At 62.1% G+C, this 24,893-nt stretch carries 30 protein-coding genes and 1 pseudogene; 17 read left to right on the forward strand and 14 right to left on the reverse strand.

Features of this window, described 5'->3' with window-relative positions; translation table 11 throughout:
• Together Q1A85_RS10985 and Q1A85_RS22975 are read right to left on the reverse strand one after the other, a co-directional pair.
• Positions 1 to 359, reverse strand: a pseudogene (locus tag Q1A85_RS10985) (transposase); the annotation flags it as partial.
• A 323-nt stretch (positions 360 to 682) separates the two neighbouring features.
• The gene (locus tag Q1A85_RS22975; protein WP_366140580.1) at positions 683 to 976 is read right to left on the reverse strand and encodes a hypothetical protein; all 294 of its coding nucleotides are present in this window, start codon (positions 974 to 976) and stop codon (positions 683 to 685) included.
• 413 nt (positions 977 to 1,389) lie between these two features.
• On the opposite strand from Q1A85_RS22975, the gene Q1A85_RS10990 reads away from it, so the two are divergent.
• The 10 genes from Q1A85_RS10990 to Q1A85_RS11035 all read left to right on the forward strand — a co-directional run bounded on the left by Q1A85_RS10990 (position 1,390) and on the right by Q1A85_RS11035 (position 7,848).
• Positions 1,390 to 2,334, forward strand: coding sequence for an aspartate carbamoyltransferase catalytic subunit (locus tag Q1A85_RS10990; RefSeq protein ID WP_299688630.1), 945 nt, complete (start codon positions 1,390 to 1,392; stop codon positions 2,332 to 2,334).
• Complete coding sequence (locus Q1A85_RS10995) at positions 2,331 to 2,810, forward strand: hypothetical protein (protein WP_299688633.1); 480 nt, start codon at positions 2,331 to 2,333, stop codon at positions 2,808 to 2,810. Before Q1A85_RS10990 ends, Q1A85_RS10995 begins: the two co-directional genes overlap by 4 nt.
• Positions 2,807 to 3,355: a hypothetical protein gene (locus Q1A85_RS11000; protein WP_299688636.1), complete on the forward strand. Its 549-nt coding sequence runs from the start codon at positions 2,807 to 2,809 to the stop codon at positions 3,353 to 3,355. The genes Q1A85_RS10995 and Q1A85_RS11000 overlap by 4 nt, the downstream gene beginning before the upstream one ends.
• Before the next feature lie 40 nt (positions 3,356 to 3,395).
• Positions 3,396 to 4,679 (forward strand): dihydroorotase, encoded by a 1,284-nt coding sequence (gene pyrC / locus Q1A85_RS11005; RefSeq protein ID WP_299688639.1) that lies wholly within the window; start codon positions 3,396 to 3,398, stop codon positions 4,677 to 4,679.
• Positions 4,679 to 5,293 (forward strand): glycerol-3-phosphate 1-O-acyltransferase PlsY, encoded by a 615-nt coding sequence (gene plsY / locus Q1A85_RS11010; protein WP_299688642.1) that lies wholly within the window; start codon positions 4,679 to 4,681, stop codon positions 5,291 to 5,293. Before pyrC ends, plsY begins: the two co-directional genes overlap by 1 nt.
• A complete protein-coding gene (locus Q1A85_RS11015) occupies positions 5,290 to 5,547 on the forward strand; it encodes a hypothetical protein (RefSeq protein WP_299688645.1) in 258 nt (85 codons plus the stop codon). The genes plsY and Q1A85_RS11015 overlap by 4 nt, the downstream gene beginning before the upstream one ends.
• An 88-nt stretch (positions 5,548 to 5,635) precedes the next feature.
• A complete protein-coding gene (locus tag Q1A85_RS11020) occupies positions 5,636 to 6,172 on the forward strand; it encodes a MarR family transcriptional regulator (protein ID WP_299688648.1) in 537 nt (178 codons plus the stop codon).
• Positions 6,173 to 6,198: 26 nt separating this feature from the next.
• The gene (locus tag Q1A85_RS11025; RefSeq protein WP_299688651.1) at positions 6,199 to 6,639 is read left to right on the forward strand and encodes a hypothetical protein; all 441 of its coding nucleotides are present in this window, start codon (positions 6,199 to 6,201) and stop codon (positions 6,637 to 6,639) included.
• A gap of 13 nt (positions 6,640 to 6,652) precedes the next feature.
• Entirely contained in the window at positions 6,653 to 7,000 is a 348-nt protein-coding gene (locus Q1A85_RS11030; RefSeq protein WP_299688654.1) for a hypothetical protein, read from the forward strand.
• A 26-nt stretch (positions 7,001 to 7,026) separates the two neighbouring features.
• Entirely contained in the window at positions 7,027 to 7,848 is an 822-nt protein-coding gene (locus Q1A85_RS11035) for a fatty acid desaturase (RefSeq protein WP_299688657.1), read from the forward strand.
• Positions 7,849 to 7,929: 81 nt separating this feature from the next.
• Here Q1A85_RS11035 and Q1A85_RS11040 read toward each other — a convergent pair whose 3' ends face one another.
• The 3 genes from Q1A85_RS11040 to Q1A85_RS11050 all read right to left on the reverse strand — a co-directional run bounded on the left by Q1A85_RS11040 (position 7,930) and on the right by Q1A85_RS11050 (position 12,641).
• Positions 7,930 to 9,075, reverse strand: coding sequence for a M48 family metallopeptidase (locus tag Q1A85_RS11040; RefSeq protein ID WP_299688660.1), 1,146 nt, complete (start codon positions 9,073 to 9,075; stop codon positions 7,930 to 7,932).
• A complete protein-coding gene (locus tag Q1A85_RS11045; RefSeq protein WP_299688663.1) occupies positions 9,075 to 10,286 on the reverse strand; it encodes a DUF898 family protein in 1,212 nt (403 codons plus the stop codon). The genes Q1A85_RS11040 and Q1A85_RS11045 overlap by 1 nt, the downstream gene beginning before the upstream one ends.
• 63 nt (positions 10,287 to 10,349) lie before the next feature.
• A complete protein-coding gene (locus tag Q1A85_RS11050) occupies positions 10,350 to 12,641 on the reverse strand; it encodes a DNA topoisomerase IV subunit A (RefSeq protein ID WP_299688666.1) in 2,292 nt (763 codons plus the stop codon).
• Positions 12,642 to 12,863: 222 nt separating this feature from the next.
• Between Q1A85_RS11050 and Q1A85_RS11055 the strand changes: the two genes are divergently transcribed.
• The 4 genes from Q1A85_RS11055 (at position 12,864) to Q1A85_RS11070 (ending at position 15,231) form a co-directional block, all read left to right on the forward strand.
• Positions 12,864 to 13,481, forward strand: a complete 618-nt coding sequence (locus Q1A85_RS11055; protein WP_299688669.1) for an SH3 domain-containing protein — start codon at positions 12,864 to 12,866, stop codon at positions 13,479 to 13,481.
• Positions 13,482 to 13,540: 59 nt separating this feature from the next.
• Positions 13,541 to 14,371, forward strand: a complete 831-nt coding sequence (locus tag Q1A85_RS11060) for an SDR family oxidoreductase (RefSeq protein WP_299688672.1) — start codon at positions 13,541 to 13,543, stop codon at positions 14,369 to 14,371.
• A 73-nt stretch (positions 14,372 to 14,444) separates the two neighbouring features.
• Positions 14,445 to 14,651: a twin transmembrane helix small protein gene (locus Q1A85_RS11065; RefSeq protein ID WP_299688674.1), complete on the forward strand. Its 207-nt coding sequence runs from the start codon at positions 14,445 to 14,447 to the stop codon at positions 14,649 to 14,651.
• A 4-nt stretch (positions 14,652 to 14,655) separates the two neighbouring features.
• The gene (locus tag Q1A85_RS11070; RefSeq protein WP_299688677.1) at positions 14,656 to 15,231 is read left to right on the forward strand and encodes a cob(I)yrinic acid a,c-diamide adenosyltransferase; all 576 of its coding nucleotides are present in this window, start codon (positions 14,656 to 14,658) and stop codon (positions 15,229 to 15,231) included.
• Positions 15,232 to 15,318: 87 nt separating this feature from the next.
• Here the strand turns inward: Q1A85_RS11070 and Q1A85_RS11075 are convergent, their stop codons facing one another.
• Complete coding sequence (locus tag Q1A85_RS11075) at positions 15,319 to 15,684, reverse strand: VOC family protein (protein ID WP_299688680.1); 366 nt, start codon at positions 15,682 to 15,684, stop codon at positions 15,319 to 15,321.
• Positions 15,685 to 15,868: 184 nt separating this feature from the next.
• On the opposite strand from Q1A85_RS11075, the gene Q1A85_RS11080 reads away from it, so the two are divergent.
• On the forward strand, positions 15,869 to 16,627 hold the full coding sequence (locus tag Q1A85_RS11080; RefSeq protein ID WP_299688683.1) for an electron transfer flavoprotein subunit beta/FixA family protein: 759 nt from the start codon (positions 15,869 to 15,871) through the stop codon (positions 16,625 to 16,627).
• Positions 16,627 to 17,556 carry an FAD-binding protein gene (locus Q1A85_RS11085; protein ID WP_299688686.1) on the forward strand — a complete coding sequence of 310 codons (930 nt, stop codon included), beginning with the start codon at positions 16,627 to 16,629 and terminating at the stop codon, positions 17,554 to 17,556. Before Q1A85_RS11080 ends, Q1A85_RS11085 begins: the two co-directional genes overlap by 1 nt.
• 49 nt (positions 17,557 to 17,605) lie before the next feature.
• Here the strand turns inward: Q1A85_RS11085 and Q1A85_RS11090 are convergent, their stop codons facing one another.
• Complete coding sequence (locus tag Q1A85_RS11090; protein ID WP_299688689.1) at positions 17,606 to 18,427, reverse strand: DUF6473 family protein; 822 nt, start codon at positions 18,425 to 18,427, stop codon at positions 17,606 to 17,608.
• 151 nt (positions 18,428 to 18,578) lie between these two features.
• On the opposite strand from Q1A85_RS11090, the gene Q1A85_RS11095 reads away from it, so the two are divergent.
• Positions 18,579 to 19,454 carry a 3-hydroxybutyryl-CoA dehydrogenase gene (locus Q1A85_RS11095; RefSeq protein ID WP_299688692.1) on the forward strand — a complete coding sequence of 292 codons (876 nt, stop codon included), beginning with the start codon at positions 18,579 to 18,581 and terminating at the stop codon, positions 19,452 to 19,454.
• A gap of 27 nt (positions 19,455 to 19,481) precedes the next feature.
• Here the strand turns inward: Q1A85_RS11095 and Q1A85_RS11100 are convergent, their stop codons facing one another.
• The 7 genes from Q1A85_RS11100 to Q1A85_RS11130 form a co-directional block, all read right to left on the reverse strand.
• Positions 19,482 to 20,357: a lysophospholipid acyltransferase family protein gene (locus tag Q1A85_RS11100; protein ID WP_299688694.1), complete on the reverse strand. Its 876-nt coding sequence runs from the start codon at positions 20,355 to 20,357 to the stop codon at positions 19,482 to 19,484.
• Between the two features lie 39 nt (positions 20,358 to 20,396).
• Positions 20,397 to 20,666 carry an HPr family phosphocarrier protein gene (locus tag Q1A85_RS11105; protein ID WP_299688697.1) on the reverse strand — a complete coding sequence of 90 codons (270 nt, stop codon included), beginning with the start codon at positions 20,664 to 20,666 and terminating at the stop codon, positions 20,397 to 20,399.
• A gap of 3 nt (positions 20,667 to 20,669) precedes the next feature.
• Positions 20,670 to 21,065, reverse strand: a complete 396-nt coding sequence (locus tag Q1A85_RS11110; RefSeq protein WP_299688700.1) for a PTS fructose transporter subunit IIA — start codon at positions 21,063 to 21,065, stop codon at positions 20,670 to 20,672.
• On the reverse strand, positions 21,062 to 21,955 hold the full coding sequence (gene rapZ, locus Q1A85_RS11115; protein ID WP_299688703.1) for an RNase adapter RapZ: 894 nt from the start codon (positions 21,953 to 21,955) through the stop codon (positions 21,062 to 21,064). The genes Q1A85_RS11110 and rapZ overlap by 4 nt, the downstream gene beginning before the upstream one ends.
• A complete protein-coding gene (locus tag Q1A85_RS11120; RefSeq protein WP_299688706.1) occupies positions 21,952 to 22,368 on the reverse strand; it encodes an HPr kinase/phosphatase C-terminal domain-containing protein in 417 nt (138 codons plus the stop codon). The genes rapZ and Q1A85_RS11120 overlap by 4 nt, the downstream gene beginning before the upstream one ends.
• 6 nt (positions 22,369 to 22,374) lie before the next feature.
• Positions 22,375 to 24,048, reverse strand: a complete 1,674-nt coding sequence (locus Q1A85_RS11125) for a sensor histidine kinase (protein ID WP_299688709.1) — start codon at positions 24,046 to 24,048, stop codon at positions 22,375 to 22,377.
• Positions 24,049 to 24,138: 90 nt separating this feature from the next.
• Positions 24,139 to 24,840, reverse strand: coding sequence for a response regulator transcription factor (locus Q1A85_RS11130; protein WP_299688712.1), 702 nt, complete (start codon positions 24,838 to 24,840; stop codon positions 24,139 to 24,141).
• Between the last annotated feature and the right edge of the window lie 53 nt (positions 24,841 to 24,893).

Here is a 24,893-nt window from a genome sequence, read left to right on the forward strand (position 1 = left end):
CGGTCGTCCCCATCCCCGAGCATAGCTTTTTTGAGAAGCCGCAGCTCGAGTGTCTGTTCAGCGACCACCTCTTTGAGATCCTTTGCCTCCCGGCGCAGTTCCTTGACCTCATCAGTGTTTGCGGCACGCGCCGTGTCGCCCGCCAGACGCTTCTTCCCGGCTTCCATGAAGTCTTTGGACCATTTGTAGTAAATGCCCTGTGATATGCCCTCGCGACGGCACAACTCTGCGATGCTATCTTCACCACGCAGGTCATCCAGAACGATCCGGATCTTCTCTTCGCTGGAATATTGCTTGCGGGTTGCGCGCTTGATGTCTTTGACGACCTGCTCGCCAGAGCTCTTCGGTGTCTTTCTCATCGTCCACTCCTTGGTGGTGACGATGAGCAACAAACCCTCTCTTATCAAATCAACCTAGTTGGACCCATAGGCGCTGACGTCAGACACGGCAGGCCCACTTCCCTTGGGCGCACTGCTGCAAAGTTGGACAGAGCTTGTCCCAGTCGCTTCCATTGCTGGTCCGAAAGACAGCTGGCGGTGAACTGTGATTTGCGCCGACGCAATCCCTTGCGCGGATTGCTGTCCGGCGGCTGTACACCAAACAGTTCCGCATGGCGCATCATGCCCGACAGAACGGCCAGCGCGCGATTGCCACTGGCGGCACTGCAGGTCAGCGTCTCTTTTCAGTTCTCTAAATTCACGCGAGATAGCTGATCCAAGCGCTTGTTGCCGAGGACGGGCAGGATACGGTTTCTGACATCGAACGCGTGCGCGCGGCGCGTGGCCGGTTTCCAATTCTGCGCGCAGTCAGCGAGGTATCGTTGACTGAACTCTGCCAACGTTGGAGACACGTCCGAAGACGCGCTCAAGTCCTCGAGACCGAGCACGTCCTGCGCCAACACAAGGGGCGCGCGACAGTGAGATGTCGTCTGCACGACCCAGGATTTGTTTGCGCGTTCGGCCTTCCTCGCGACCACGCACGATCCACGTGGCAGCCGCGCCGCGCTGTCTCAAATCGAGGCCGGGAACTTCTGTGTCCCAGAACACGGTTTCGCGGTGTGGCAGGTGGGGGGTGATTTTGTCGGTTTTGGGATGAGCTTGGCCCATGACTGATATCCATTGCCGCTTCAGGAAAAAATCCACGCTGTTCCCTGGGAAGCAGCCAGGAAAAGTTGGGAAGCAGAAAATGACAGACAGCATCGACGCGGCAGCGGCACATTCCGTGCGCGGGACTCAAGTCATATCAGGGATTTACAATTTTCCCTCGCACCCAGTTTCGGTCCTTCGGACCTCATGAAAGGATCACACTCCAAACACGCCTCAACGCACCACCGCTTGCCCCTGTCCCCGCCTCTTCCTATAACCCGCCCGACACCTGCCGGAGAGCGCCATGACCTTCACCCACCGCCACCTGCTGGGGATCGAGCACCTGCGGCCCGAAGAGATCGTAACTCTGCTCGATCTGGCCGACGACTATGTGGCGCTGAACAAGGGCGAGACCAAGCACAGCGAGGCGCTGGCGGGCCTCACCCAGATCAACATGTTCTTCGAAAACTCCACCCGCACGCAGGCCAGTTTCGAACTGGCGGGCAAGCGGCTGGGCGCGGACGTGATGAACATGGCGATGCAGGCTTCGTCGATCACCAAGGGCGAGACGCTGATTGACACTGCCCTGACCCTCAACGCGATGCACCCCGATTTGCTGGTGGTACGTCACCCACATTCGGGTGCTGTGGACCTTCTGGCGCAAAAGGTGAACTGTGCCGTGCTGAACGCGGGCGACGGGCGGCACGAACACCCCACGCAGGCGCTTTTGGATGCGCTCACCATCCGGCGGGCCAAGGGGCGGCTGCACCGGCTCAACATCGCCATCTGTGGCGACATTGCCCATTCCCGCGTGGCCCGATCCAACATTATCCTGCTGGGCAAGATGGAAAACCGCATCCGCCTGATCGGCCCACCCACGCTGATGCCATCGGGCATCGCCGAGTTTGGGGTCGAGGTCTATGACGACATGGCACGCGGGCTTGAGGATGTGGACGTCGTGATGATGCTGCGCCTGCAACGCGAACGTATGGACGGCGGATTTATCCCGTCCGAGCGGGAATACTACCACCGCTTCGGCCTCGATGCGGCGAAGCTTTCCTATGCCAAACCCGACGCCATCGTCATGCACCCCGGTCCCATGAACCGAGGGGTCGAGATCGACGGCACGCTGGCCGACGACATCAACCGAAGCGTCATCCAGGATCAGGTCGAGATGGGCGTGGCCGTGCGCATGGCCGCGATGGACCTGCTGGCCCGCAACCTGCGCGACCTGCGGGGTGCCGCATGAGCGCACCCAGCCTCGCCGATGGACAGACCGAGCACATGCGCTGGACAATCTCGCGCCGGTCCTTTGCGCTGCGCATGATCGTGCTGGTCTGTGTCACGCCGCTGATCCTGTCGCCATTTCCCGTCATCGCGCTCGTGTGGGGGGCCGCCCCCATGTCAGCGCTTTGGCAATGGGCCACCGCCCTGCCCTTAGCGCTGTTCCTGACATGGGTGCTGGGGGATTTCGGCATCTGGACGCGCAACCGGGCCACGGAATGGATCCTGACCAACCGCGCCATCCACATCCGTAGCGCCTTTGAACTGGACACCGCTCTGCCCCTGACTGCCATAAAACGGATCAACCGCTGGCCGTGGTGGTCGCTGGTACTGCGCCTGCGGAACGGCACTGCGGTCAAACTGCCGCTTGTGCCGACAACGGACGACACGCGCCGCACAATTCTCAACCTGCGCGATGCCGCACTGATGGGGCCCACATGACAACGCCGATTGATATCCCCGCCCACGAACGTGGCGTGGTGCGGGTCTTTGCCCTGTCCATGACCGACGCAGAGGCGCGCACGCTCAGCGAAAACCCCAACGCCATTGCCGAGGCGCTTGGCGTGGACACACCGCTTGATGCCAATCACCTCGAACTGTTCCCGATCACCGACCTCGAAGGGGTCGGCCTCGCCGGGTATCTCAACGAAGGGGCCGGTGTGCCGCTTGAGGCCCTCGGCCGAGACCGGGGCAAGCTCGACAAGCTGGGCGGGTGGGTGCTGGTGCTCTTTTCGCTGGCCTTTGAGGATCGCGCGACGACGCTGCGCCCCGCCTCCAACCTGACCCTGATCGGCACCTATGGCGAGACCCGTACCGACTATTCCGCCGAGGACACGCTGACATCCGAGGCCGCCAAACCCTACACCGCCCCGCCGGATACGGTGAAAAAGCGGCCCTCGGACGCTGCCATGTCGGGCCGTGTGGCGATGCTGGTTCTGCTCCTGCTGGCGCTCTTTACCTACGTGTTCATCAGGATGGCGGGATGAGGGCTGAACGTTCCCCGCTGCCCGTGCCAAGAGGTGCCGCATGACCGACCTTCTGCTGACCAACGCCAAGCTGATCGACCCCGAGGGCGGCACCGTCATCACCGGGGCGCTTGGCATCTCGGATGGGCGCATCAGCGCGGTGATCACCGATGACAGCCCGCTTCCGGAGGCGCGCACGACCGTCGATTGCGGACGCAAGCATCTGGCCCCGGGCATCGTCGATATCGGGGTCAAGGTCTGTGAACCCGGTGAGCGTCACAAGGAAAGTTTTGGCACCGCCGGGCTCGCCGCCGCCGCCGGAGGCGTGACCACGATGGTCACGCGACCCGATACCGACCCGGCCATTGACAACCCCGAAACGCTGGAGTTCGTGATCCGCCGCGCGCGCGAGGCCGCGCCCGTGAACGTGCTGCCCATGGCGGCGCTGACCAAGGGGCGGCAAGGGCGCGAAATGACCGAGATCGGGTTCCTGCTGGATGCCGGTGCCGTGGCATTTACCGATTGCGACAACGTGGTGACGGATACCAAGGTCTTTGGCCGCGCACTGGCTTACGCGCGCTCGCTGGGCGCGCTGGTGCTGGGCCATCCGCAGGATCCGGGGCTCAGCGCCGGGGCGGCGGCCACATCCGGCAAATTCGCGTCGCTGCGCGGCCTTCCGGCGGTGTCGCCCATGGCCGAACGGATGGGGCTCGACCGCGATATCGCGATGATCGAGATGACCGGCGCGCGCTACCACGCCGACCAGATCACCACCGCCCGCGCCCTGCCCCCGCTGGAACGGGCCAAGGCCAACGGGTTCGACATCACCGCAGGCACGTCGATCCACCACCTGACGCTGAATGCGCTGGACGTGGCGGACTACCGCACCTTCTTCAAGATCAAGCCGCCGTTGCGCGATGAGGATGACCGCCTTGCCGTGGCCGAGGCCGTGCAGTCCGGTCTGATTGACGTGATCAGTTCCATGCACACGCCGCAGGACGAAGAAAGCAAACGCCAGCCCTTCGAGGCCGCCGCCAGTGGGGCCGTCGCGCTCGAGACGCTGCTGCCTGCGGCCATGCGCCTGCATCACGCAGGCCTTGTCGATCTGCCCGCGCTCTGGCGGGCACTGTCGCTGAACCCGGCCCGCCGCTTGGGTCTGGAGGCGGGGCGACTGCGTGTTGGTGCCCCTGCCGATCTCGTGCTTTTTGATGCGGACGCGCCCTTTGTCATGGACCGGGCCGACCTGCGATCCAAATCCCGCAACACGCCGTTTGACGGGGCGCGGATGCAGGGTAAGGTTCTGGCAACCTATGTGGCTGGCAGCCGCGTGTACGAGAGGACCTGATGCCCCCAATCGAGAGCAGTACCGCCATCCTGATCCTGTGGGCCGTGCTTGGCTATGGGCTTGGGTCCATTCCCTTTGGCATGGTGTTGTCGCGGGTGATGAACCTTGGTGATTTGCGCCAGATCGGGTCCGGCAATATCGGCGCGACCAATGTGCTGCGCACAGGCAACAAGACGGCGGCGGCGCTGACATTGCTTTTGGATGCGGGCAAAGGGGCCGCAGCGCTGTTGCTGGCGCGCTGGATCACGGGGCAAGAGGATGCGGCCCAGTTGGCCGGTCTTGCCGCGATGGTCGGGCATTGCTACCCGGTGTGGCTGCGGTTCAAGGGTGGCAAAGGGGTCGCGACTTTTATCGGGCTGATGCTGGCCTTGCATTGGCCCGTGGGTCTGGGTGTCTGCGCCGCTTGGCTGCTGGGGGCTGCGGTCTGGCGCATGTCTTCCATGGGGGCGCTGGTGGCGGCGGCCGCGTCGACCATCCTGATGGTGTTTCTGGGGTACGGTCAGGCCATGTTGATGGGTGTGGCGCTGACATTGCTGATCTACTGGCGGCACCGCGAGAACATCCGCCGGGTGAAAAACGGCACCGAACCCAAGATCGGGCAAAAGACCGCGTGACCAGCTTTGCCGTCGCATTGGCGGCACTTCCGACGGGGACGTTTCGCGGCACGTCCAACGGGCGGCGCTATGTCGTCACAAAGACGGTTCTGGCGGATAGCCGCACAACAAAGCTGATTGCCGAAGAATTGGGCGGAGCGGATTACATCTCGCTCAACCATTTTGCGCTGACCTCCGGCACACGGCTGAAACCTTGTGAGATGTCGGCGGACAAGGTCACCGCCTTTGTGCAGGACCTTGTGCCCGATCCCTGACCCGCTTGGCTGCGAGGTTTCAACATGCTTGACTATTCTGTATCTTCGTATATTTCTGTCATTACAGAAATGTCAGAGAGATTCGGAAATGTACCTCACCAAGGCCATGCAGGACTTTATCCTCCACTGGGGGGACATGGGCCAGAAATGGGGCACCAACCGGTCCGTGGCGCAGATCCACGCGCTGCTGCATATCTCGCCCGATCCGCTCACTGCCGATGAGATTTGCGAGGCGCTGAACCTTGCCCGTTCCAACGTGTCGAACGGGTTGAAGGAATTGCAAAGCCTCGGCCTTGTCCAATCCTCCCGCAAGCTGGGTGACCGGCGCGATCACTTCCATTCGATCCGCGACATGTTCGACCTGGTCAATGCCGTGATCGAAAGCCGCCGCGCCCGCGAATACGCCCCCACCCTCAAGGCGCTGCAAAAGGTGCAGGAAGAGGCGGAGACCGACAACACCCCCAAGGCGGTAAAGGCGCGCATCGCAGAAACCCTGACCACCATGAAGATGTTCGACGACTGGTATCTTGAGGTGAATCGCCTGCCCCGCGCCGTGCAACTGACGGCGATCAAGATGGGCGCGCGCATCGCACGCCTCCTGCCCCGCTCGAAACCCGACGCCTGAAAAAAATTTGCCCGAAAGTTTCTCTCATGACAGAAATATCGAAAAATACTGGCGTACCCGGAGCGCGCTATGCGCTGGACCCGGTCGCCTTTGCCAAGGCGCTGATCCTGGCCCCGCTCATCATTGCGGCCATGGGCTTCTGGGCGCTGATGATCCCGGTCTTTGCCGTGCTCTTTGGCGGCCCACTGTACCTGATCATCGGCACCCCCGTCCTGATGGTGTACCTGCACTATGCCAAAGGCAGCCCAAGCGGCGCGGCCCTCGCCGGCTTTCTCAGCGTGGCCGTCTTGGCGCTGGTGCTCGGTCTGTACCTGAGTGTCGCGGGACCGGGTCGGTACTGGGACGGTATTTTCTTCTGGGTCCTCTTTGCCCTGCTGTTCGGCCCGCTTTGGGGCGGAACCTTTGGCTATCTCTACAACCGTTGGCGCAGCGACCTGTCGCGTCGGCCCCTTCCCCCGCTTGCATGAAAGGAGACACACCATGCTGCTTCTCGGATTTTTCTACATCACCTTTGCCCTTGGCGCTGTGATTGCCCTGACCCTCATGATCCTGCGCATCGGCGCGTTGGTGGGCGATTGCCCGGTCAGTCAGGCCCGTACCCGCGCCGTATCGATCACCGTGGCCACCGGGTTTGCCGCCTTTGGCGCGGGCGGGGTGATCATGATCGGCGCAGTGTTGCCCGTGCTTGAAGACGCGCCCTTTGCCGCGCTGATGCTGGCGCTTGGCTTTGCGGCGCTGTGCCTTGGCCTTGGGTTCACCCACGCCATGGGCACCCTGCGCGCGGCCTTGCTGCCTGCACAACACGAACCAGAGCCCGACATGGGCTGAACACCCCCAACAGGGAGGACGAGACAATGTGCGAGATGGAAAAAGCCCCCAAAGACGTCGACTGGCACGACCTGACCGGCATGACCCGCTGGCAGACCCTGCACGAACTGACATTGCCCCTGCCGTGGCTGGGCCTGAGTTGGGTTCTCTATGCCTCGGCGCTTTGGCCGCTTGGGCTGCTCGCCAGTTTCATGTTCTTTCTGTGCGCGCTGCGCCTCAACCACGAGGCGATCCACAACAATCTGGGCCTCAGCCGCGCGGGTGACAGTATCGTCATGCACGTGCTCAGCGGTGTCATGCTGGGATCGAACCACGCGGATGCCTATTGTCACCTCAAGCATCACAAACACGGCCTTGGCCCGGAGGATTGCGAGGGCAAATGCGCCCATATGAGCGCGTGGCAGGTGCTGGCCTATGGCCCGCGCTTTCCCGTCGACCTGAACCGGAACGCATGGGCCTCCGGCTCGGGTTACTGGCGCGTGCGGGTGCTGCGGGACTGGGCCTGCGTGGCGGTGTTTGCCGCCATCATGGCAGGTATCGGCACCCGGTGGGCGCTGTTGCATCTGGGCGTCATGGCGCTGGGGCAGTGCATGACCGCGTTTTTCGCCGTGTGGATCACCCATCAGGGCACCATCGGCAGCGGTCTGGCGGGACGCAGCCAGCGGGGGCCACTGGCGCGCGCCGCCTACCTGATGTTCTACCACCGCGAACACCACCTGTTCCCGCGCGTGCCCGTCCGTCGCCTGCCCGTTCTGGCCAACCGGCTGGACGCCGCCGTACCGGGCTATGCAACCGCGCGGGTGCCTGTTGTCGCCCTGTGGGACCGGCCCCGGGCCGCGCGTCAGTAGATGACAATCGCCTGGCGCGGGCTGGACTTCATTTCACCGCGCCAAGTGTCCCGGTCTGGTGCAAACCGGATCGGGTCTGCCTTAGTCGTCGCAGATGTTCTGCAATGCGGTCCATTCCCGTTTGGACAGGATGGGCCGCGTGCCATAGCGCTGCGTTCGGGCAAACTCCCGGGCGGCGCGCGCCCGGCCATGACTGTCGGGGTGACTGGCGAGAAAGCCAGGCATCGCACTGCCCCGGTCCTGCAACGCGGCGATCTTGTCAAAGAAATCGGCCATGCCACTGGCATCCGTCCCCGAGGCATCCAGCATTTCCAGCGCAAAGACGTCCGCCGCGGCCTCTGCCTCGCGCGTGTAGGACGCGTTGAGCGTCCATTCGGCGATGATCACCGCCGCGCCGCCGCCTGCGAAATCTCCCAAGATCAGTGACAAAAGACCCGCTGACCCTGCGGTTCGGAGCGCATTGCGCGTCACATCACGCGATTCGACGTGGCCAATCTCGTGGCCCAGTACGGCGGCCACTTCGTCCGGGCTGTCGGCCTTGCTGATCAAACCACGCATGATAACCACATGCCCGCCCGGTGCGGCAAAAGCGTTGACCATGCGATGATCGAACACCGCGATGGTCAGGTCGTATTCCAGATCCTGCCGTTCGGTCAGCCGCTCTGTCATCGCGTTGAGCGCGGCCAGCCCCTCTTTGTTGCGACAGACAAGGCTGCCCGCTTCGGAGCCACCCAAAAACCGTTCCATCCCGCGCACGACGGTCTTGCCCCAAGCCACTTCGCGTTCGATCGGAATATAGGCGGCAAGCGTGTTGGCCATGGCGGGCAGGATAACAAAGATCATCAGAGCCAGAGCGCCGACCGCACCGCCGGTCCACGCGATAACCTTGCGAAAGGTGCCGCGCGCCACGTCCCGTTTCTTGAGATTGGGGCACAGGCGGGTGAGGATCGAAATCATATCGGGATCGGTCACGGTCAGCCGCGCCGTTTTGATCAGGCTGCTGTCGAGGGACGCATCCGCCACCAGCGTCAGGACCATCTGATCCGCGCGCGCCTGATCGGTCAGCGCCCGGATCGCCCAGAGCGGCCAGTATTGCGAGCCCATGGGCAAGTCGGGATGGGTCAGCCGCAGGGTCTCTGCGGCTGTGTCCACATGCAGTTCGACATCCAGACGCAGGCCCTGCTCTCCGTCAAAGAACCGGGCAAAGGTCTGGCCATCAGGGGCCATCAGATGGCGCCACCCACATCCAGCGCGTCAGCAAAGCCGTCCGCATCGGCAAAGCTATCGGCCGAGCGTTGCTGGATGGTGTCGAGGTGATCCGCGTTGTGCACGGTGACGTTGTTCACCACATGCTCGATGATCGGCTGGGTGATCATCACGAGGCTCAGGCCCCCAGCCGCAAGGAGCGCCAGCGCGTAGAGGATCGCAATGATGACGACCCCCACGATGCTGCCCGCCCCCAGTTGGCCCGTCGCACCCGCGCCTGCAAAAACCGCCGCTCCGACGCCCGCAATAACCGCAAAGATGACGCCCATCAGCACCGAGATCACGATGCCGCCGACGATGATCTTGGCGATGATTGTGCTGGTTTCAACCTGAGCCGAGAAGGTGATTTGCCCGTCGAGCACCTTTTTGCCCGTCAGGTAGCAGAAGGCGTAAACGCGGTAGTAGACCAAGCCGATCAGCAGCCAGATGTAGGCCACAAAGATGCCGATACCGCCGAGTATCGCGAGGGCAACCTGTTCATTGGCCGCACCCATGCCGAACAGAACGCCCGACACTATCATCAGGACCAGCCCGATGAACACGTGCTTCATCCCTTTGTACAGGTCTTGCCAACGGCCTCCCTGATCGAACCGTCCATCGCCGTACCAGCTGCGGTCGGCCATGTATTTCTCCAGCCGGTAGGTGCCCAGCGGCGCAAGAATGCCCAGCGTGATCATGGTCAGAAAACCATAGCCAAGGGCGCGCGCCACATAGCCCCATGCGCCGTTTTCCATGCCGAACCGGATGCCACGCCAGCGTGAACGGGCCATTTTGTAACGGCGCGCCCGGTACTGCGCAAACAGCATCAGGGGCAGCACGGCAAAGATCGACAGGTTGATCGCAATTGCCTGTCCGGCAAACGCTTCGGGGCTGTCGTCCTGCGGGACGATAGAGAACCCGATAAAGGTCAGCAGCAGTTGCACGACGCCCAGATAGATGGCGAGGATGACAATGGCGACGAGGAACCCGAGGAATTTCTCCAGCCCTGTGCCGGTGTACTCAAAGCTGTCGTCATCGCCGGTCACAGATGACCAGATGTATTTGCGAATTCGCGTCTTGGCCCAAAACCGGTAGATGCCCAGTGTGAGCACCGTGAAGATCGCGGTGATGAAGTAAAGTTTGAAAAGCGGGGCACCCTTGCCGAAATAGCGGCCCTGAATCTGTGCACTCATGAAACTGTCCCTGTGACGACGCCCGTTCTGGGCCATTTGCTCGTGGGTACAATCTTAATCGGGCTAGAATGTGTTGTCTCGGGGAAATCCTCGTGGCGCCATACGGCCCGCGCTGGCACGCTTGGCGGTCCATTCGGCCAGCTCGGTTTCGGTGCGGGTGCGGCCCGCAGGATCCAGCCAGCTGAGCCCGTCCGCGAGGGTAAAGGTGGTGGCGTCGCTGAGCCCGCCATCCTTGTATTTTTGCAGCCGCACGCCCTTGCCACGGGCCATCTCGGGCAGTTCCGACAACGGGAAGATCAGCACTTTGCGGTTCTCGCCCACAACGGCCACGTGGTCGCCGTCAACTGGCGTGCACACATGGGCGGTGACGTCGCCGCGCACATTCAGCACCTGCTTGCCCGTCCGGGTCTGCGCGATCACCTCGTCTTCGGGCACGACAAAGCCGTCGCCTGCGGTCGAAGCCACCAGCAGCTTGCGCCCCGGTTTGTGGGTCAGGATGGTGAGGATTTGCGCCTCGTTCGGCAGATCGACCATCAGGCGCAGCGGCTCGCCCATGCCGCGCCCACCCGGCAGGTTTGCCGCCGACAGCGTGTAAAACCGCCCGTTTGAGCCGACGACCACCAGCCGGTCTGTGGTTTCCGCATGAAAGATAAAGCGCGGCCCGTCACCATCCTTGAACTTCAGTTCGCGCGTGAGGTCGATATGGCCGGTCATGGCGCGAATCCAGCCCATCTGGCTGCACACCACGGTGATCGGTTCGCGGTCGATCATCGCCTCAAGCGGAACCTCTTCGACCTCGCCGGCTTCGGCAAAGGTGGTGCGGCGCGCGCCGCCCTCGTAATCCTTGCCAAACTTCTTTTTGACGTCGCGCAACTGGTCCGAAATCGCCTGCCATTGCAGGTCGTCCGTTTCCAGCAAGTCCTCCAGACCCGCGCGTTCCTCCATCAGCGCGTCGCGCTCGCGCAGCAGTTCCATCTCTTCCAGCCGCCGCAACGACCGCAGGCGCATGTTCAGGATCGCCTCGGCCTGCACATCGGTCAGTTCACCCTGGCCCGGCGCGGGCGACACGTAGTCCGCTTCGGTCATGGCGCGGGGGTGATCGAGGCTCCAGTCTTCGCGCATAAGCGCGGGCTTGGGATCCTCATCATAGCGGATGATGTCGATCACCCGGTCGAGGTTGAGAAAGGCCACGATCAGCCCTTCGAGCACCTCAAGACGGTGGTCGATCTTTTCCATCCGGTGCTGGCTGCGCCGGATCAGCACGTCGCGTCGGAAATCAAGGAAGGCGCGCAGCACCTCCTTCATCGAACACACCTTTGGCGTCACGCCGTCGATCAGCACGTTCATGTTGAGCGAGAACCGCACCTCGAGATCGGAGTTACGATAGAGCATCCCCATCAGTACGTCCGGGTCCACATTCTTGGATCGCGGCTCAAGAATGACGCGGATGTCGTCGGCGCTCTCATCGCGCACATCGGCGAGGATCGGGACTTTCTTTGTCTGGATGACCTCGGCCAGCTTTTCGATCAGCTTGGATTTCTGGACCTGATAGGGGATTTCGGTGACGACGATCTGCCACTGGCCACGGCCCAGATCCTCGACCTCGTAGCGACAGCGCAGGCGGAAGCCGCCGCGCCCGGTGCGATAGGCCTGTGCGATGGCCTCGGGCGGTTCGACAATGATGCCGCCAGTCGGGAAATCCGGGCCGGGCACGTAGTTCATCAGCGTGTCGTCGCGTGCATCCGGCGTCTTGATCAGGTGCAGGCAGGCGTCGACCAGTTCGGCGATGTTGTGCGGCGGGATGTTCGTGGCCATACCCACCGCAATCCCGCTTGAACCATTGGCCAGCAGGTTCGGATAGGTGGCGGGCAGCACGGCGGGTTCTTCGAGTCGGCCATCGTAATTGTCGCGGAAATCGACCGCGTTTTCGTCGAGGCCCTCCAGCAGCGCCTCGGCAAACATGGTCATCCGCGCCTCGGTATAGCGCGAGGCGGCGGGGTTATCGCCGTCGATATTGCCAAAGTTGCCCTGCCCGTCGACCAGCGGGTAGCGCACGTTGAAATCCTGCGCCAGACGCGCCATTGCATCGTAAATCGCGGCGTCCCCGTGGGGGTGAAAATCCCCCATCGTGTCGCCGCTGATCTTGGCCGATTTCAGGAATTTCCCGCCAGAGGCGAGGCGCAGCCGGTGCATCGCATAGATGATCCGCCGGTGTACGGGCTTGAGGCCGTCGCGCGCATCGGGCAGCGCGCGGTGCATAATGGTTGACAGCGCATAGGTCAGATACCGTTCGCCCAACGCGCGGCGCAGCGGTTCACTGAGGTCCATGTTGGGGGCATCGGCCTGGTCTGACATACATGCTGTGTAGCGAAGCAGAATTCCGGGAACAAGCGGCGTTGTTGTGGCGTTGACGCATGGAGAGCACCCCGCCGGGCACGAACGCGTTGCGCACAAAGCACAATCTGTCAGGGGGGAAAACTGACCGCTTTTTTCCAGTGTGGGGAATCGACCGGTCTGTTAACGTTTATGTGTCACCAAGCTGCCGGTGGCCAAGAGTATGTTGGGGGGACGCGTGGTATGACGCGATTCATCGTTATCACCTTTGCCTTTCTGGCTTTTGCTTTCTACGAGTTGAGCGGTGGGGCCGACTTTGATCCCATTGAGACGCGGATGGCGCGAATCGATGCCCCGGCAGACGTCACGCAAACTGTGCTGGACACCGATGTGGCGGACGCATCCGTTGCCACACCCGCCCCCCTGCCCGAGAACGTGACCCGCGTGTCGCTTGACCTTGCATCCGTGGACGACGTGCTGCGGCCTGCCTCGACGTTGCGGACGCGGCCCGCTGTGCAGCGCGCTGTCGAAACATCCGAACCCGTCACCGAAGAAGAGCCGACACTCATCCTGCCGAGCCTGCTGGTCGACCGTCCCGTGATTACGCCGGTGGATTTCAATGACGATGGCACCGTCCAGACGGTTGCCGCCGCTGGCCCCGCCAACGAAGTGCGGCAGGTCACTGGCCGCAGCGTAAATGTGCGCGGCGGTCCCGGCACCAACTATTCCGTTGTGAACCGGCTGGTGCGCGGCGATCAGGTCGAAGTGTTGCAGGATCCCGGCGATGGCTGGGTGAAGCTGCGTCCGCTGAACGGAGGCACGGTCGGCTGGATGGCTGATTTCCTGCTGAGCGAAGGCTGATTGCATCAGCCCAAGGGCTGACACATGATGCGCCCGAGGCATCGTTTCGGACGCATCCCATGACCCAAAAAACCGTTTTGATCACAGGCTGCTCGTCGGGCATCGGCTATGCCTGCGCCCTGCATCTGCGCGCGCGCGGGTGGCGCGTCTTTGCGTCCTGCCGCACAGCCGAAGACTGCGCGCGGCTCAGAGCGGAAGGCTTTGACAGCCCGCGCATCGACTATGCCGAGACGGGCAGCATCGCGAGCGGTCTGGCCGAGGTGCTGGAGGCCACGGGCGGCACGCTGGATGCGCTGTTCAACAACGGCGCCTATGCGCTGCCCGGCGCAGTCGAAGACCTGCCCACCGACGCCTTGCGCGCGATATTCGAGACAAACTTTTTCGGCTGGCACGAACTGACGCGCTTTGTGCTGCCGGTGATGCGGGCGCAGGGGCACGGGCGGATCGTTCAATGCAGTTCGGTGTTGGGGTTTGTCACGCTGCCGTGGCGCGGGGCTTATAACAGCACGAAATTCGCCCTCGAAGGCCTGACCGACACGCTGCGGGTTGAGATGCGCGATACGCCGATCCACGTCGTGCTGATCGAACCGGGCCCGGTGACAAGCCGGATCCGGGCAAACTCGATCCCCCATTTCGAAAAATGGGTGGACTGGGAAAATTCACCCCGCGTCGCGCAATACAACGCGCAACTGAGAAAGCGGCTATACGAGGACAACGGCCCCGACACGTTTGAGTTGCCGCCCGAGGCCGTAGCGCGCAAGCTGACACACGCTCTTGAGGCCGACCGGCCCCGTCCGCGCTATTATGTTACGACGCCCACCTATATCATGGGCATATTGCGCCGTTTGCTGCCCACACGGGCGCTGGATTGGGTGCTGGCGCGGGGCTGAGGCAAATACCGGTTCGCTTTTCCCGCCCGGCCCCCTACATCTGCGCGGACAAGAACAACAAAGGACCCGACCCATGGGGATCGACCCGCTTTTCCTGCTTATCCTGCTGGCTGTCGTGGCTGTTGTGGTGGTCCTGATGCTGGGCCTTGGCGGGTTCGCCAAAGGGTCCGGCTGGGCGCAGAAGAATTCCAACAAACTGATGCAGGCGCGGATTGCAGCACAGTTCGTCGCTGTGCTGTTGATCCTTGCCTACGTCTATTTCAACCGCACCGGGGGCTGAGCGCATGGTTGTACTGAACAAGATCTACACCAAGACCGGGGATGCGGGCGAAACCGCATTGGGCAATGGCGCGCGGGTGGCAAAACACGCGATGCGGGTCACGGCCTATGGCACCGCGGATGAATTGAACGCCTTTGTCGGCGTGGCGCGGCTGGCGACCGAAGGGGATATAGACGTGGCCCTCAGCCGTATTCAGAACGACCTTTTTGATCTGGGCGCGGACCTGTGCCGCCCCGACATAGAGCAGGACGCAGAGGCGGAATATCCGCCGCTGCGCATGGCCGATGCGCAGGTCACCCGGCTTGAGGCCGAGATCGACGCGATGAACAGCGCGCTGGAGCCGCTGCGCAGCTTTATCCTGCCGGGCGGGTCGGCGCTGTCGGCGCATCTGCATGTGTGTCGCACGGTGGCGCGCCGGGCAGAACGTCTGTCGGTGGAACTCGCCACGATGGAGGCGGTGAACCCGGCGGCGGTCAAATACCTCAACCGGCTGAGTGACTGGTTCTTTGTTGCCGCGCGCATCGCCAACAACGGCGGCAAAGACGACGTTTTGTGGGTTCCGGGAGCGAACCGCGCCTAGCGCGGCAAACGCTCCGGAGGAGCGTTTGGCTCCCGGAAGGGCGAAGCCCCGGGGGCTCAACCAGAGAAGCAGAGCCGCAGCGATGCCCTACCCCGCCTCCGGCTCCCACAGTTCAATCGGTGTCCCCTCCGGGTCACTCAGATGCGCGAACCGGCCAATGCCGGGCATATCGTCCAGCACTTTGACCTCGACCCCGGCGGCGCGAACCTGTGCCACCATCGCGTCCAGATCACCCACCCGGAAATTCAACATGAATGCCTTGTCAGCGGAAAAGTATTCGGTGTCGGCGGCAAAAGGCGCAAACACTGTCGCCCCGCCTGCCGCCATCCACGGCGGTTGATCCGCAGTTGCAGGCACAAGATCAATGCCAAGCGTGTCGCGATACCACACCGCCAGCGCTTCTGGTCCCTCTGCACGAAAGAAAAAACCGCCAAATCCTTGAACGCGTTCCATGGCCAAGCCCTCCGTTCTGGTCGCGATAGGTCACGTTACGTTCACTATACTGCACAAGACGCGGCGTCCTAGCGTCGTGACGTGACGATTTTGTCCTGTTTCCCTGTCACGGGGTTGGGTAAACCGAGCGAGACCGACTAAGTGGCTGATCAAGCTGAGTCGTATTTTGAGGAGAGGAACGCTCATGAAGGTGCTGGTGCCCGTCAAACGCGTGATCGACTATAACGTGAAGGTCCGCGTGAAAGCGGACGGATCGGGAGTGGATCTCGCCAACGTCAAAATGTCGATGAACCCGTTCGACGAAATTGCCGTCGAACAGGCCATCCGCCTGAAAGAAGCGGGTCAGGCCGACGAGATTGTCGCCGTGTCCGTGGGCGTCAAACAATCTCAGGAAACGCTGCGCACCGCGCTGGCGATGGGCGCGGATCGTGCCATCCTTGTCGTGGCCGCGGATGACGTGCACACCGACATTGAACCGCTGAGCGTTGCCAAAATCCTCGCCAAAGTGGTCGAGGAAGAGCAGCCCGGCCTCGTGCTGTGCGGCAAGCAAGCGATCGACAACGACATGAACGCGACCGGTCAGATGACCGCCGCCCTGCTGGGTTGGAGCCAGGCCACCTTCGCCTCAGAGGTTGAAGTGGCGGGGGACAAAGCCAAGGTCACGCGCGAAGTGGATGGCGGTTTGCAGACCATCGAGGTCTCCATGCCCACGATCATCACCGTGGACCTGCGCCTGAACGAGCCGCGCTATGCGTCGCTGCCCAACATCATGAAAGCGAAGAAAAAGCCGCTGGATGAGAAGACGCCCGCCGATTACGGCGTGGACGTGTCGCCCCGCCTGGAGATCGTGAAAACGACTGAGCCAGAGGCCCGCGCGGCAGGTATCAAGGTGGGCTCGGTCGACGAGCTTGTGGAGAAACTCAAAGAAGCGGGGGCTGTGTAATGGCTGTTCTTCTTCTCGCAGAGATCAATGATGGCGCACTGGCGATGGACGCCACAGCAAAAGCTGTGACTGCCGCAGGTGCCTTGGGTGACGTGACGGTGCTGGCCACCGGTGCAACCTGCGCCGATGCCGCCGCCGAAGCGGCCACCATCGACGGCGTGGCAAAGGTGCTGTGCGCCGAAGACGCGCTTTATGGCAAGCGTCTGGCCGAGCCGGTTGCGGACCTGATCGTATCGCTGGCCGGTGATTATGAGCATATCGTGGCCCCGGCCACGACCGACGCCAAGAACATCATGCCCCGCGTGGCGGCTCTGCTCGACGCGATGGTGATCTCGGACGCAACAGCCGTGGTGGACGCCAACACGTTCGAACGCCCGATCTATGCGGGCAACGCCATTCAGACCGTGAAATCGGGCGACGGCAAGAAGGTCATCACCTTCCGCACGTCCACCTTTGACGCGGCAGGCACGGGCGGTTCGGCTTCGGTCGAGACTATCGGTGCCGCAGGCGATCCCGGCCTGTCATCCTGGGTCGAGGACAAAGTTGCCGAAAGCGACCGCCCCGAACTGACATCGGCGGGTGTGGTTGTGTCCGGCGGCCGCGGCGTCGGCTCCGAAGAGGACTTTGCCCTGATCGAAAAGCTGGCGGACAAGCTGGGTGCTGCTGTGGGTGCCTCGCGCGCCGCGGTGGACTCGGGCTATGCGCCAAACGACTGGCAAGTGGGCCAGACGGGCAAGGTTGTTGCCCCCGACCTCTATGTCGCGGTTGGCATCTCGGGTGCGATCCAGCACCTCGCAGGCATGAAGGACAGCAAGGTCATCGTGGCCATCAACAAGGACGAAGAAGCCCCGATTTTCCAAGTGGCGGATTACGGCCTTGTGGCGGACCTGTTCGACGCCGTACCGGAACTGGTCGAAAAGCTGGGCTAAACCTGCCTGCTACAAACCAAAGCCGCCGCATCCACTTGCGGCGGCTTTTTCATGTCATGTTCTCAAGGGCAGGCAACAGCGCATCCGCAATCTCGCGGTGGGCCGTTGGTCCCAGCATCGTGGCCGCGGCGGCGGCGTCCATCTCGGCAAACACCATTCCGTCGGTCCCCGCCTGCAAAGCCCTGTCCGACGCCACCACCTGCACAAATTGCGTCACCAGCGGTTCGATCTCGACGATCATGCTGCGGTTCACGAAAGCGGGGTCCGCATCAATCTCAAGCGCTGTGTCGGCGGGCGGATGATCACTGGCCCAGAGCAGGATCGTCTTGCCGGGAATCTGACTGAGCACGAGGCGCATCCGTGCCAGCCATGCCGTGCGCAATTCATCAAGCACCGCGTGGAACCGTTCGGGCGAGACGAGGTACAGGCGCTGCAGCATGTGATTGGTAAAGTTGAATTCGGCAAAATCCACCTCGCGGTAGATCGTGCGCAACAGCGGCGACGCCTCGACAAACCGGTCATTGCGGCGCGGATGCACTTTGTAAAACCGGTTCGACATGTTGCGCGGGCTGGTGACCTGAATGACGGTCACCTGCGCCTCTATCGCGGCTTCGCGCAGAACGGGGTCGGCGGCATAAGCGTCCACGCCCCCGTTGACGCACCCGAAGTTGACGCAAGTCATGCCCAGATCCTGCTCGATCAGGCTGCAAAATGGCGTCTCGATGTATTTGCCATATGTGGTTGTTCCGCCAAAAAAGGCGACATACGGCGCGTCCAACGGACGCTTTGGCCCGCGAAACAGTATCTTTGACGCCCCGTACCGGCACGGCAAATAGTCGAGACCACCCGGCCCCAGTGTATCAAAGCTCATGACACCCACTCATCAGTTACTCACCCAGTGGCAAAATGGCACGACGCCCTTTCCCAATTCCTAACAGAACCGGGCATTTTCGTGACCTTTGCGGCCCTTGCCCCTGCCCGCAGCCTGCCACTATGGTGCCCGCAACAAAGAGGTGCGCGGAATGGACATCAAATCGGTCGGGATCGTCGGAGCCGGGCAAATGGGCAACGGGATTGCGCATGTCATGGCCTTGGCCGGCTACAAGGTGATGCTCAACGATATCTCGGACGACGCCCTGACCAAGGGGCTGTCCACGGTTGACCGCAACCTTGAACGACAGGTGTCCCGTGGCAAGATCGGCGCCGACGAAAAGGCCGAGGCGCTGGGGCGAATTTCCACCACGCTGGCCCTGACCGAACTGGGGCAGACGGACCTGATTATCGAGGCCGCGACCGAACGTGAAACGGTCAAACAGGCCATTTTCGAAGACCTGCTGCCGCATCTGCAACCGCATACGATCCTGACCTCGAACACGTCCTCCATTTCCATCACACGGCTGGCCAGCCGCACGGACCGGCCCGAGAAATTCATGGGCTTTCACTTTATGAACCCCGTGCCGGTGATGCAGCTGGTCGAGCTGATCCGGGGTATCGCCACGGACGCCGAAACGTTCGAAGCCTGCAAGGCCGTCGTGGACAAATTGGGCAAGACCGCCGCCACCGCCGAGGATTTCCCGGCCTTTATCGTGAACCGTATCCTGATGCCGATGATCAACGAGGCGGTCTATACGCTTTATGAAGGTGTCGGATCGGTGCAGTCCATCGACAGTTCAATGAAACTGGGCGCAAACCACCCTATGGGGCCACTGGAATTGGCCGATTTCATTGGCCTCGATACCTGTCTGGCCATCATGAACGTCCTGCATGACGGCCTCGCCGACACCAAGTACCGCCCCTGCCCCCTGCTGACCAAATATGTCGAGGCCGGTTGGCTGGGCCGCAAATCGCAACGCGGGTTTTATGATTATCGGGGCGAAGTACCGGTGCCGACCCGCTGACGGCTGACGCGCCGGAATCCGGTCAGATCAATCCTTGAGGGACAACGTGTGGTCGCGCAACCACGCCATAAAGCCGCGCGGGTCGTCTTTCCATTCGTTGACAAAATCCTGATCCAGCGGATGTCCCACAACGGGGCCTTGCGGCTTGTTCAGTGAATGCACGATCTCGTGCAGCAACAGGCCCTGACGGATCATGGGTGATACGCGGTTTGCAATCTGGTAGGCGCGGCTGTTCTGGCCCGGAAACTTCATCGGCAGCACTGTCGCGCCCGAACGGCGGATCAACTGGGCGGTAAACACGTTCCACTCGCCTTCGACGGCTGGGCCCCACCACGTCTCGGACGCGGCCACGACACCGGACGGAAACAGCGCCACAACGCCCCCATCCTTAAGATGTTTCATCGCCTTGGCCCGCATTTCCACGCCCTTGCGCTGCGCGTCCTTGTCGTGCGGGAACGGCACGGGGATCATGTAGCTGCCCGCCACCTCATCAATCGCGGTCAACAGCGACCGGGTGAGAATCCGGTAGTCCGGCCGCACACGGCCAATCAGGTCGGCGAAAATCATGCCGTCCACCATCCCGTGCGGGTGGTTGGCGACCACAATCAGTGGCCCTTCGCGCGGGATACGATCCAGTTGAACCTGCGGGGTTGTCAGTTCGATCCCCATCACGTCCAGACATGCCCGCCAGAACGCCTGCCCCGATGGCGCGCCCTTGCGTTCGAACTTGCGGATCAGGCGAAGGATCGTCAGCTTGCCGGTGAACGCTTCCATCACACGGATAAAGCTGGCCTTCCAAGGGTCTTCAAACGTCGACGCGTAGGACAGGCTGCGGCGGTCGTACTTGTTGAACGACACCTTTTCGGGCTTGGCCAGATTGCCTGCGTTATGCGTGCTGTCCACCAAAGCGGTCTTACCTCGTTGACGTATCAGACCTGTGTCTCAGGCCTCTTCCCCAAATTTGTCCGCCACCAATGCCTCGAGCGCATTGGCAAGGGCCTCAGCATCCGGGCCCGACGTTTCAACGTCAATAAAACTTCCCATCGGCGCTGCCAACATCAAAAGCCCCATAATACTGTCACCTGAGGCCGACATGCCATCCTTGCGCACGTCTGCACGGGCGTCGAAGCCTTCGACCACTTCGACCAGTTTGGCCGAGGCACGGGCGTGCAGACCTTTGATGTTCACGATTTCTAACGTACGGGTGGGCATGGGTCAGGTGTCTGCGCTGATGTTCTGGCTGTCGATATACTTCTTGCCCGCGTCCAAGGCCGCGCGCACGGCATCCGTTACGTCAAGTTGACGGCTCTTGGCCAGCTTAATCAGCATCGGCAGGTTCGCCCCGTAGAGAATCCGCCGATTGGTGGGCCGACAGGCCAAAAGGCTCAGGTTCGACGGCGAACCGCCAAAGAGGTCCGTGACCACCACGACCCCATCACCGCTGTCCACGTCATCCGCTGCCGCGCAAATCTCGCGCTCCTTGGCCTTGCGGTCATGGTCGGGTTCTATGGCAATGGCACGGATGCCGGGCTGCTGGCCCACGACATGTTCGATCGCTTTGAGGTATTCGCCGGCCAGCCCGCCATGCGCAACGATCACAACTCCGATCACACTGGGGCCTCTTTGCGTTCACCGCGATCCAATTCGCGATGCCGAATAGACACCTGCCAGCCCGCCTCTGCAAGGGCTTGCACGAGCGTTTCTGCCATAGCGACAGACCGGTGTTGCCCGCCCGTACACCCAAACGCAACCGACAGGTGAGATTTTCCCTCTTCGAGATAGGCGGGCAGCAACCACAGGATCATATCGCGCACCTGACCGGCAAATGTCTCGGCCCGCGGGTCTGTCGCGATATAGTCCTGCACCTCTGCCGCCTGCCCGGTGGCGGCGCGCAGGGCTGGCACCCAATACGGATTTTTGAGGAACCGGCAGTCAAACACCATGTCAACGGAGCGCGGCAAGCCACGCTTGTAGCTAAAGCTTTGCACCGACACGGCGAGTTGCGACTGACCGTCGGGGGCAAACCAGTGCTCCACCTCGCTGCGCAACTGGTGGACGTTCAGCCGCGTCGTATCAATCAGCACATCCGCCTGCGCGCGCAGCGGCGCAAGGATGGCCAATTCGCGTTGGATACCCGCCTCCACCCTGTCCGTGGCGGCCAGCGGGTGACGGCGGCGGGTTTCGGAAAACCGGTTCAGCAGCACGTCCGTGGCGCAATCAAGGTAAAGCAGTTCGGGTGCCAGCCCCGGTTTTGTCGCGATCAGTCCCAGCGCCTCGGTGACAGCCGCCAACGAAAAATCCCGCGTGCGCGGGTCAATCCCAAGGGCCAGCGGCTTCGTCGCTTCGGGATCATCCAGCAAGGCGTGGACAAGGCGCAGCGGCATGTTGTCGATGGCCTCGTAACCCAAATCCTCAAGCACACGGATCGCGCTGGTTCTGCCGGCCCCGGACGGGCCTGTGACCAGCACGACGCGGCGTGCCTTGGCTTGGGTGTCGTTCATTCCGGGTCGCTCCTTCCCGATATGAGATATTGCGCTAGGGCGGCTGGCCAAGCCGGGCTCTCCACTTTGTGCAATTGCGGCACCTCCCTGTCCAGCAGTTTGATGCTGCGCTGCGGCGGGAGGCGTTCGGTTTCGATCGTATCGAGGTCGACGGCTGCGCAGATCGGTGCGGGGGCCGCGTCGGCATGGAGCAGGCCAAGGCCGCGCGCCTCAATCAGGCCCGCGATGGTGTCGGGCGCGCGGCCCCAGAGCGTGTCGTTCTGAAGGTAAAGCTCGGTCTGGTCATCGGAAATGAGCGTTGCGCCCATGCGGATCAACTGTAGCGCGAGGCTGGATTTGCCGCTGCCGGAGGCACCTTGGATCAACACGCCGCGCGGGCCAAAGGCCACAGCGCTCGCATGGACCCGCATCATCGAAACTTAGACCGGCAGGCCCACGACGAACCGTGCGCCCAGCGGTTCCGAGGTGATGTCGGCATCCGTGGGGCGAATATTCTCGGCCCAGATCACGCCGCCATGCGCCTCAACAATCTGTTTGGAGATGGCAAGGCCAAGGCCGGAATTGTTGCCAAAATGCTCTTCGGGGCGCTGCGAATAGAACCGTTTGAAAATCTTGGTCAGGGCTTGGTCGGGGATGCCGGGACCGGTGTCCTCGACCACGACCAGCACACGGTTTTCACGCTTGCGGGCCCAGACGCGGATCGCATCGCCATCCTCGCAAAAGGAAATCGCGTTGGTGATCAGGTTTACAAACACCTGCGCCAGACGCGCTTCAAGACCATGGACCTGAATGGGTTGCGGCGGCAGATCGGTGATAAACTCGATCCCCTTGCCGCGCGCATCCTCGCCCAGATACTGGCCAAGATTGTCGAGCATTTGCAGGAGGTTGAATGCCTCCTCTTCTTCTTTCACCAGCTCGCTGTCGAGACGGGAGGCATTGGAGATGTCGCTGACCAGACGGTCAAGGCGCCGCACGTCATGTTCGATCACATCAAGCAGCTTTTCGCGCTGATCGTCGCGTTTGACCATGCGCAGCGTGCCAACGGCAGAGCGGAGCGAGGCCAGCGGGTTCTTGATCTCGTGTGCGACGTCGGCGGCGAATTGTTCGTTGCCGTCGATCCGGTTGTACAGCGCCGAAATCATACCGCGCAGCGCACCGGACAGGCGGCCGATCTCGTCAGGGCGTGCGGTCAGGTCTGGGATACGGATACGGCCCGGGTTCACCTTGCGGGCGTTCTTGTCGCGCCCCAGTTCCGCAGCAGCGGCCAGATCGGCGAGCGGGTTGGCAATGGTGGAGGCCAGAACAAGGCTGAGGCCGATAGACACAAGCGTGGCAATCACGAACATTTGCAGCACGCGTTCCCGCTCACTGCGGACCAGAGCGTCAATCTCGCCAGAAGCGCTGGTCAGCGCGACAGCGCCAATCGCGGTTGCCCCCTGTTCAATTGGGGTCACGATGGCAAAAAGCTGCGCACCGTCCATATTCACGACATTCCCGACCTGCGTCTCACCGCTGAGGCTTGCCGCGACAAGTCCGCGCAACTGTTCCTCGACCGGCGTGCGCGGTTCCGACGAGGTGGTGGAGAAGGGGCGCGACACCACATTCCACAGCCACGTGAGGCCATCGGTCAGGACCGCCTTGCCCTTTTCCGCCTCAACGTCATTGCTGAGATCAAGGCTCCCCTCCGCTTGGGCCGCCAAAGTCTCATTGGTGTCAAAGACATAGACGTCTTTCCCGATGCTGACATCAAGACCGGACAGGGTGGCATCAAGGTCAATGCCGTCACCGCTCGACAGGCTCACCGGCGCACCGGATGGCAATTGCGCCTCGATCACGTCGGCAACCAGTTCAGCCTGCGCGATCACGCCCGAGATGCGCTGCACCGCGAGGCTGTCGCGTGTCGAGTTGAGGTATAGGATGCCCGCGACGAGAACATTCAACGCGATCAGGTTGAAGGTGATGATCTTGCGCGCCAGAGGCGAGCTGCGCAACGACACAAGACCCCGCCGGGCGCGGGTGTCGCGCATCTCGGACGAGGCCACGCTGTCGGGCGCAACCCAGTCTTCGCCGAGCACAACGTCGCCGTCTCGCATTGGTGGCGTGCCTGTATCTCGCACTGCGCGTTCCTAGCCTGCTGTCAAAGGGCCCCTAGCAGCCCTTTGCGCGCACCGTTCTGGTGCGTCTTATTCTTCGTTGTAACGGTAACCGATCCCGTACAGCGTCTCAATCGCCGAGAAGTTATCGTCGGCGGTGCGCATCTTCTTGCGCAGACGCTTGATGTGGCTGTCGATGGTCCGGTCGTCCACATAGACCTGATCGTCATAGGCCACGTCCATCAGCTGGTCGCGCGATTTCACAAAGCCGGGGCGTTGTGCAAGCGCCTGCAACAGCAGGAATTCCGTCACGGTCAACGACACGTCGTTGCCCTTCCAACTGACCGCATGGCGCAGCGGGTCCATCCGAAGATCGCCCCGTTCCATCACCTTGGTCTCTTCGGTTGTGCCCACCTCTTCGCTGGCGACAGCATCCTGACGGCGCAGCAGCGCCCGGATACGTTCCACCAACAGACGCTGCGAAAACGGCTTTTTCACATAGTCGTCAGCGCCCATACGCAGACCCAGCACCTCGTCGATTTCATCATCCTTGGAGGTGAGGAAAATGACCGGCATGGTGGTTTTCTGGCGCAGTCGCTGCAACAGATCCATTCCGTCCATGCGGGGCATCTTGATGTCCAGCACGGCCATATCGGGGAGGCGTTTGTTGAACGCGTCAAGCGCCGCCTGACCGTCATTAAACGTTTCGACCTCGAACCCCTCGGCCTCAAGAGTCATGGAGACTGACGTCAGGATGTTCCTGTCGTCGTCCACCAGTGCAATCTTGTTCATTGCCTGTTTCCTTTTACTACTCGAACTTATTGTTTGTTTTTCCGCCATAGTCC

Origin of the sequence: uncultured Tateyamaria sp., assembly GCF_947503385.1 — a bacterium.
GTDB lineage: Bacteria > Pseudomonadota > Alphaproteobacteria > Rhodobacterales > Rhodobacteraceae > Tateyamaria.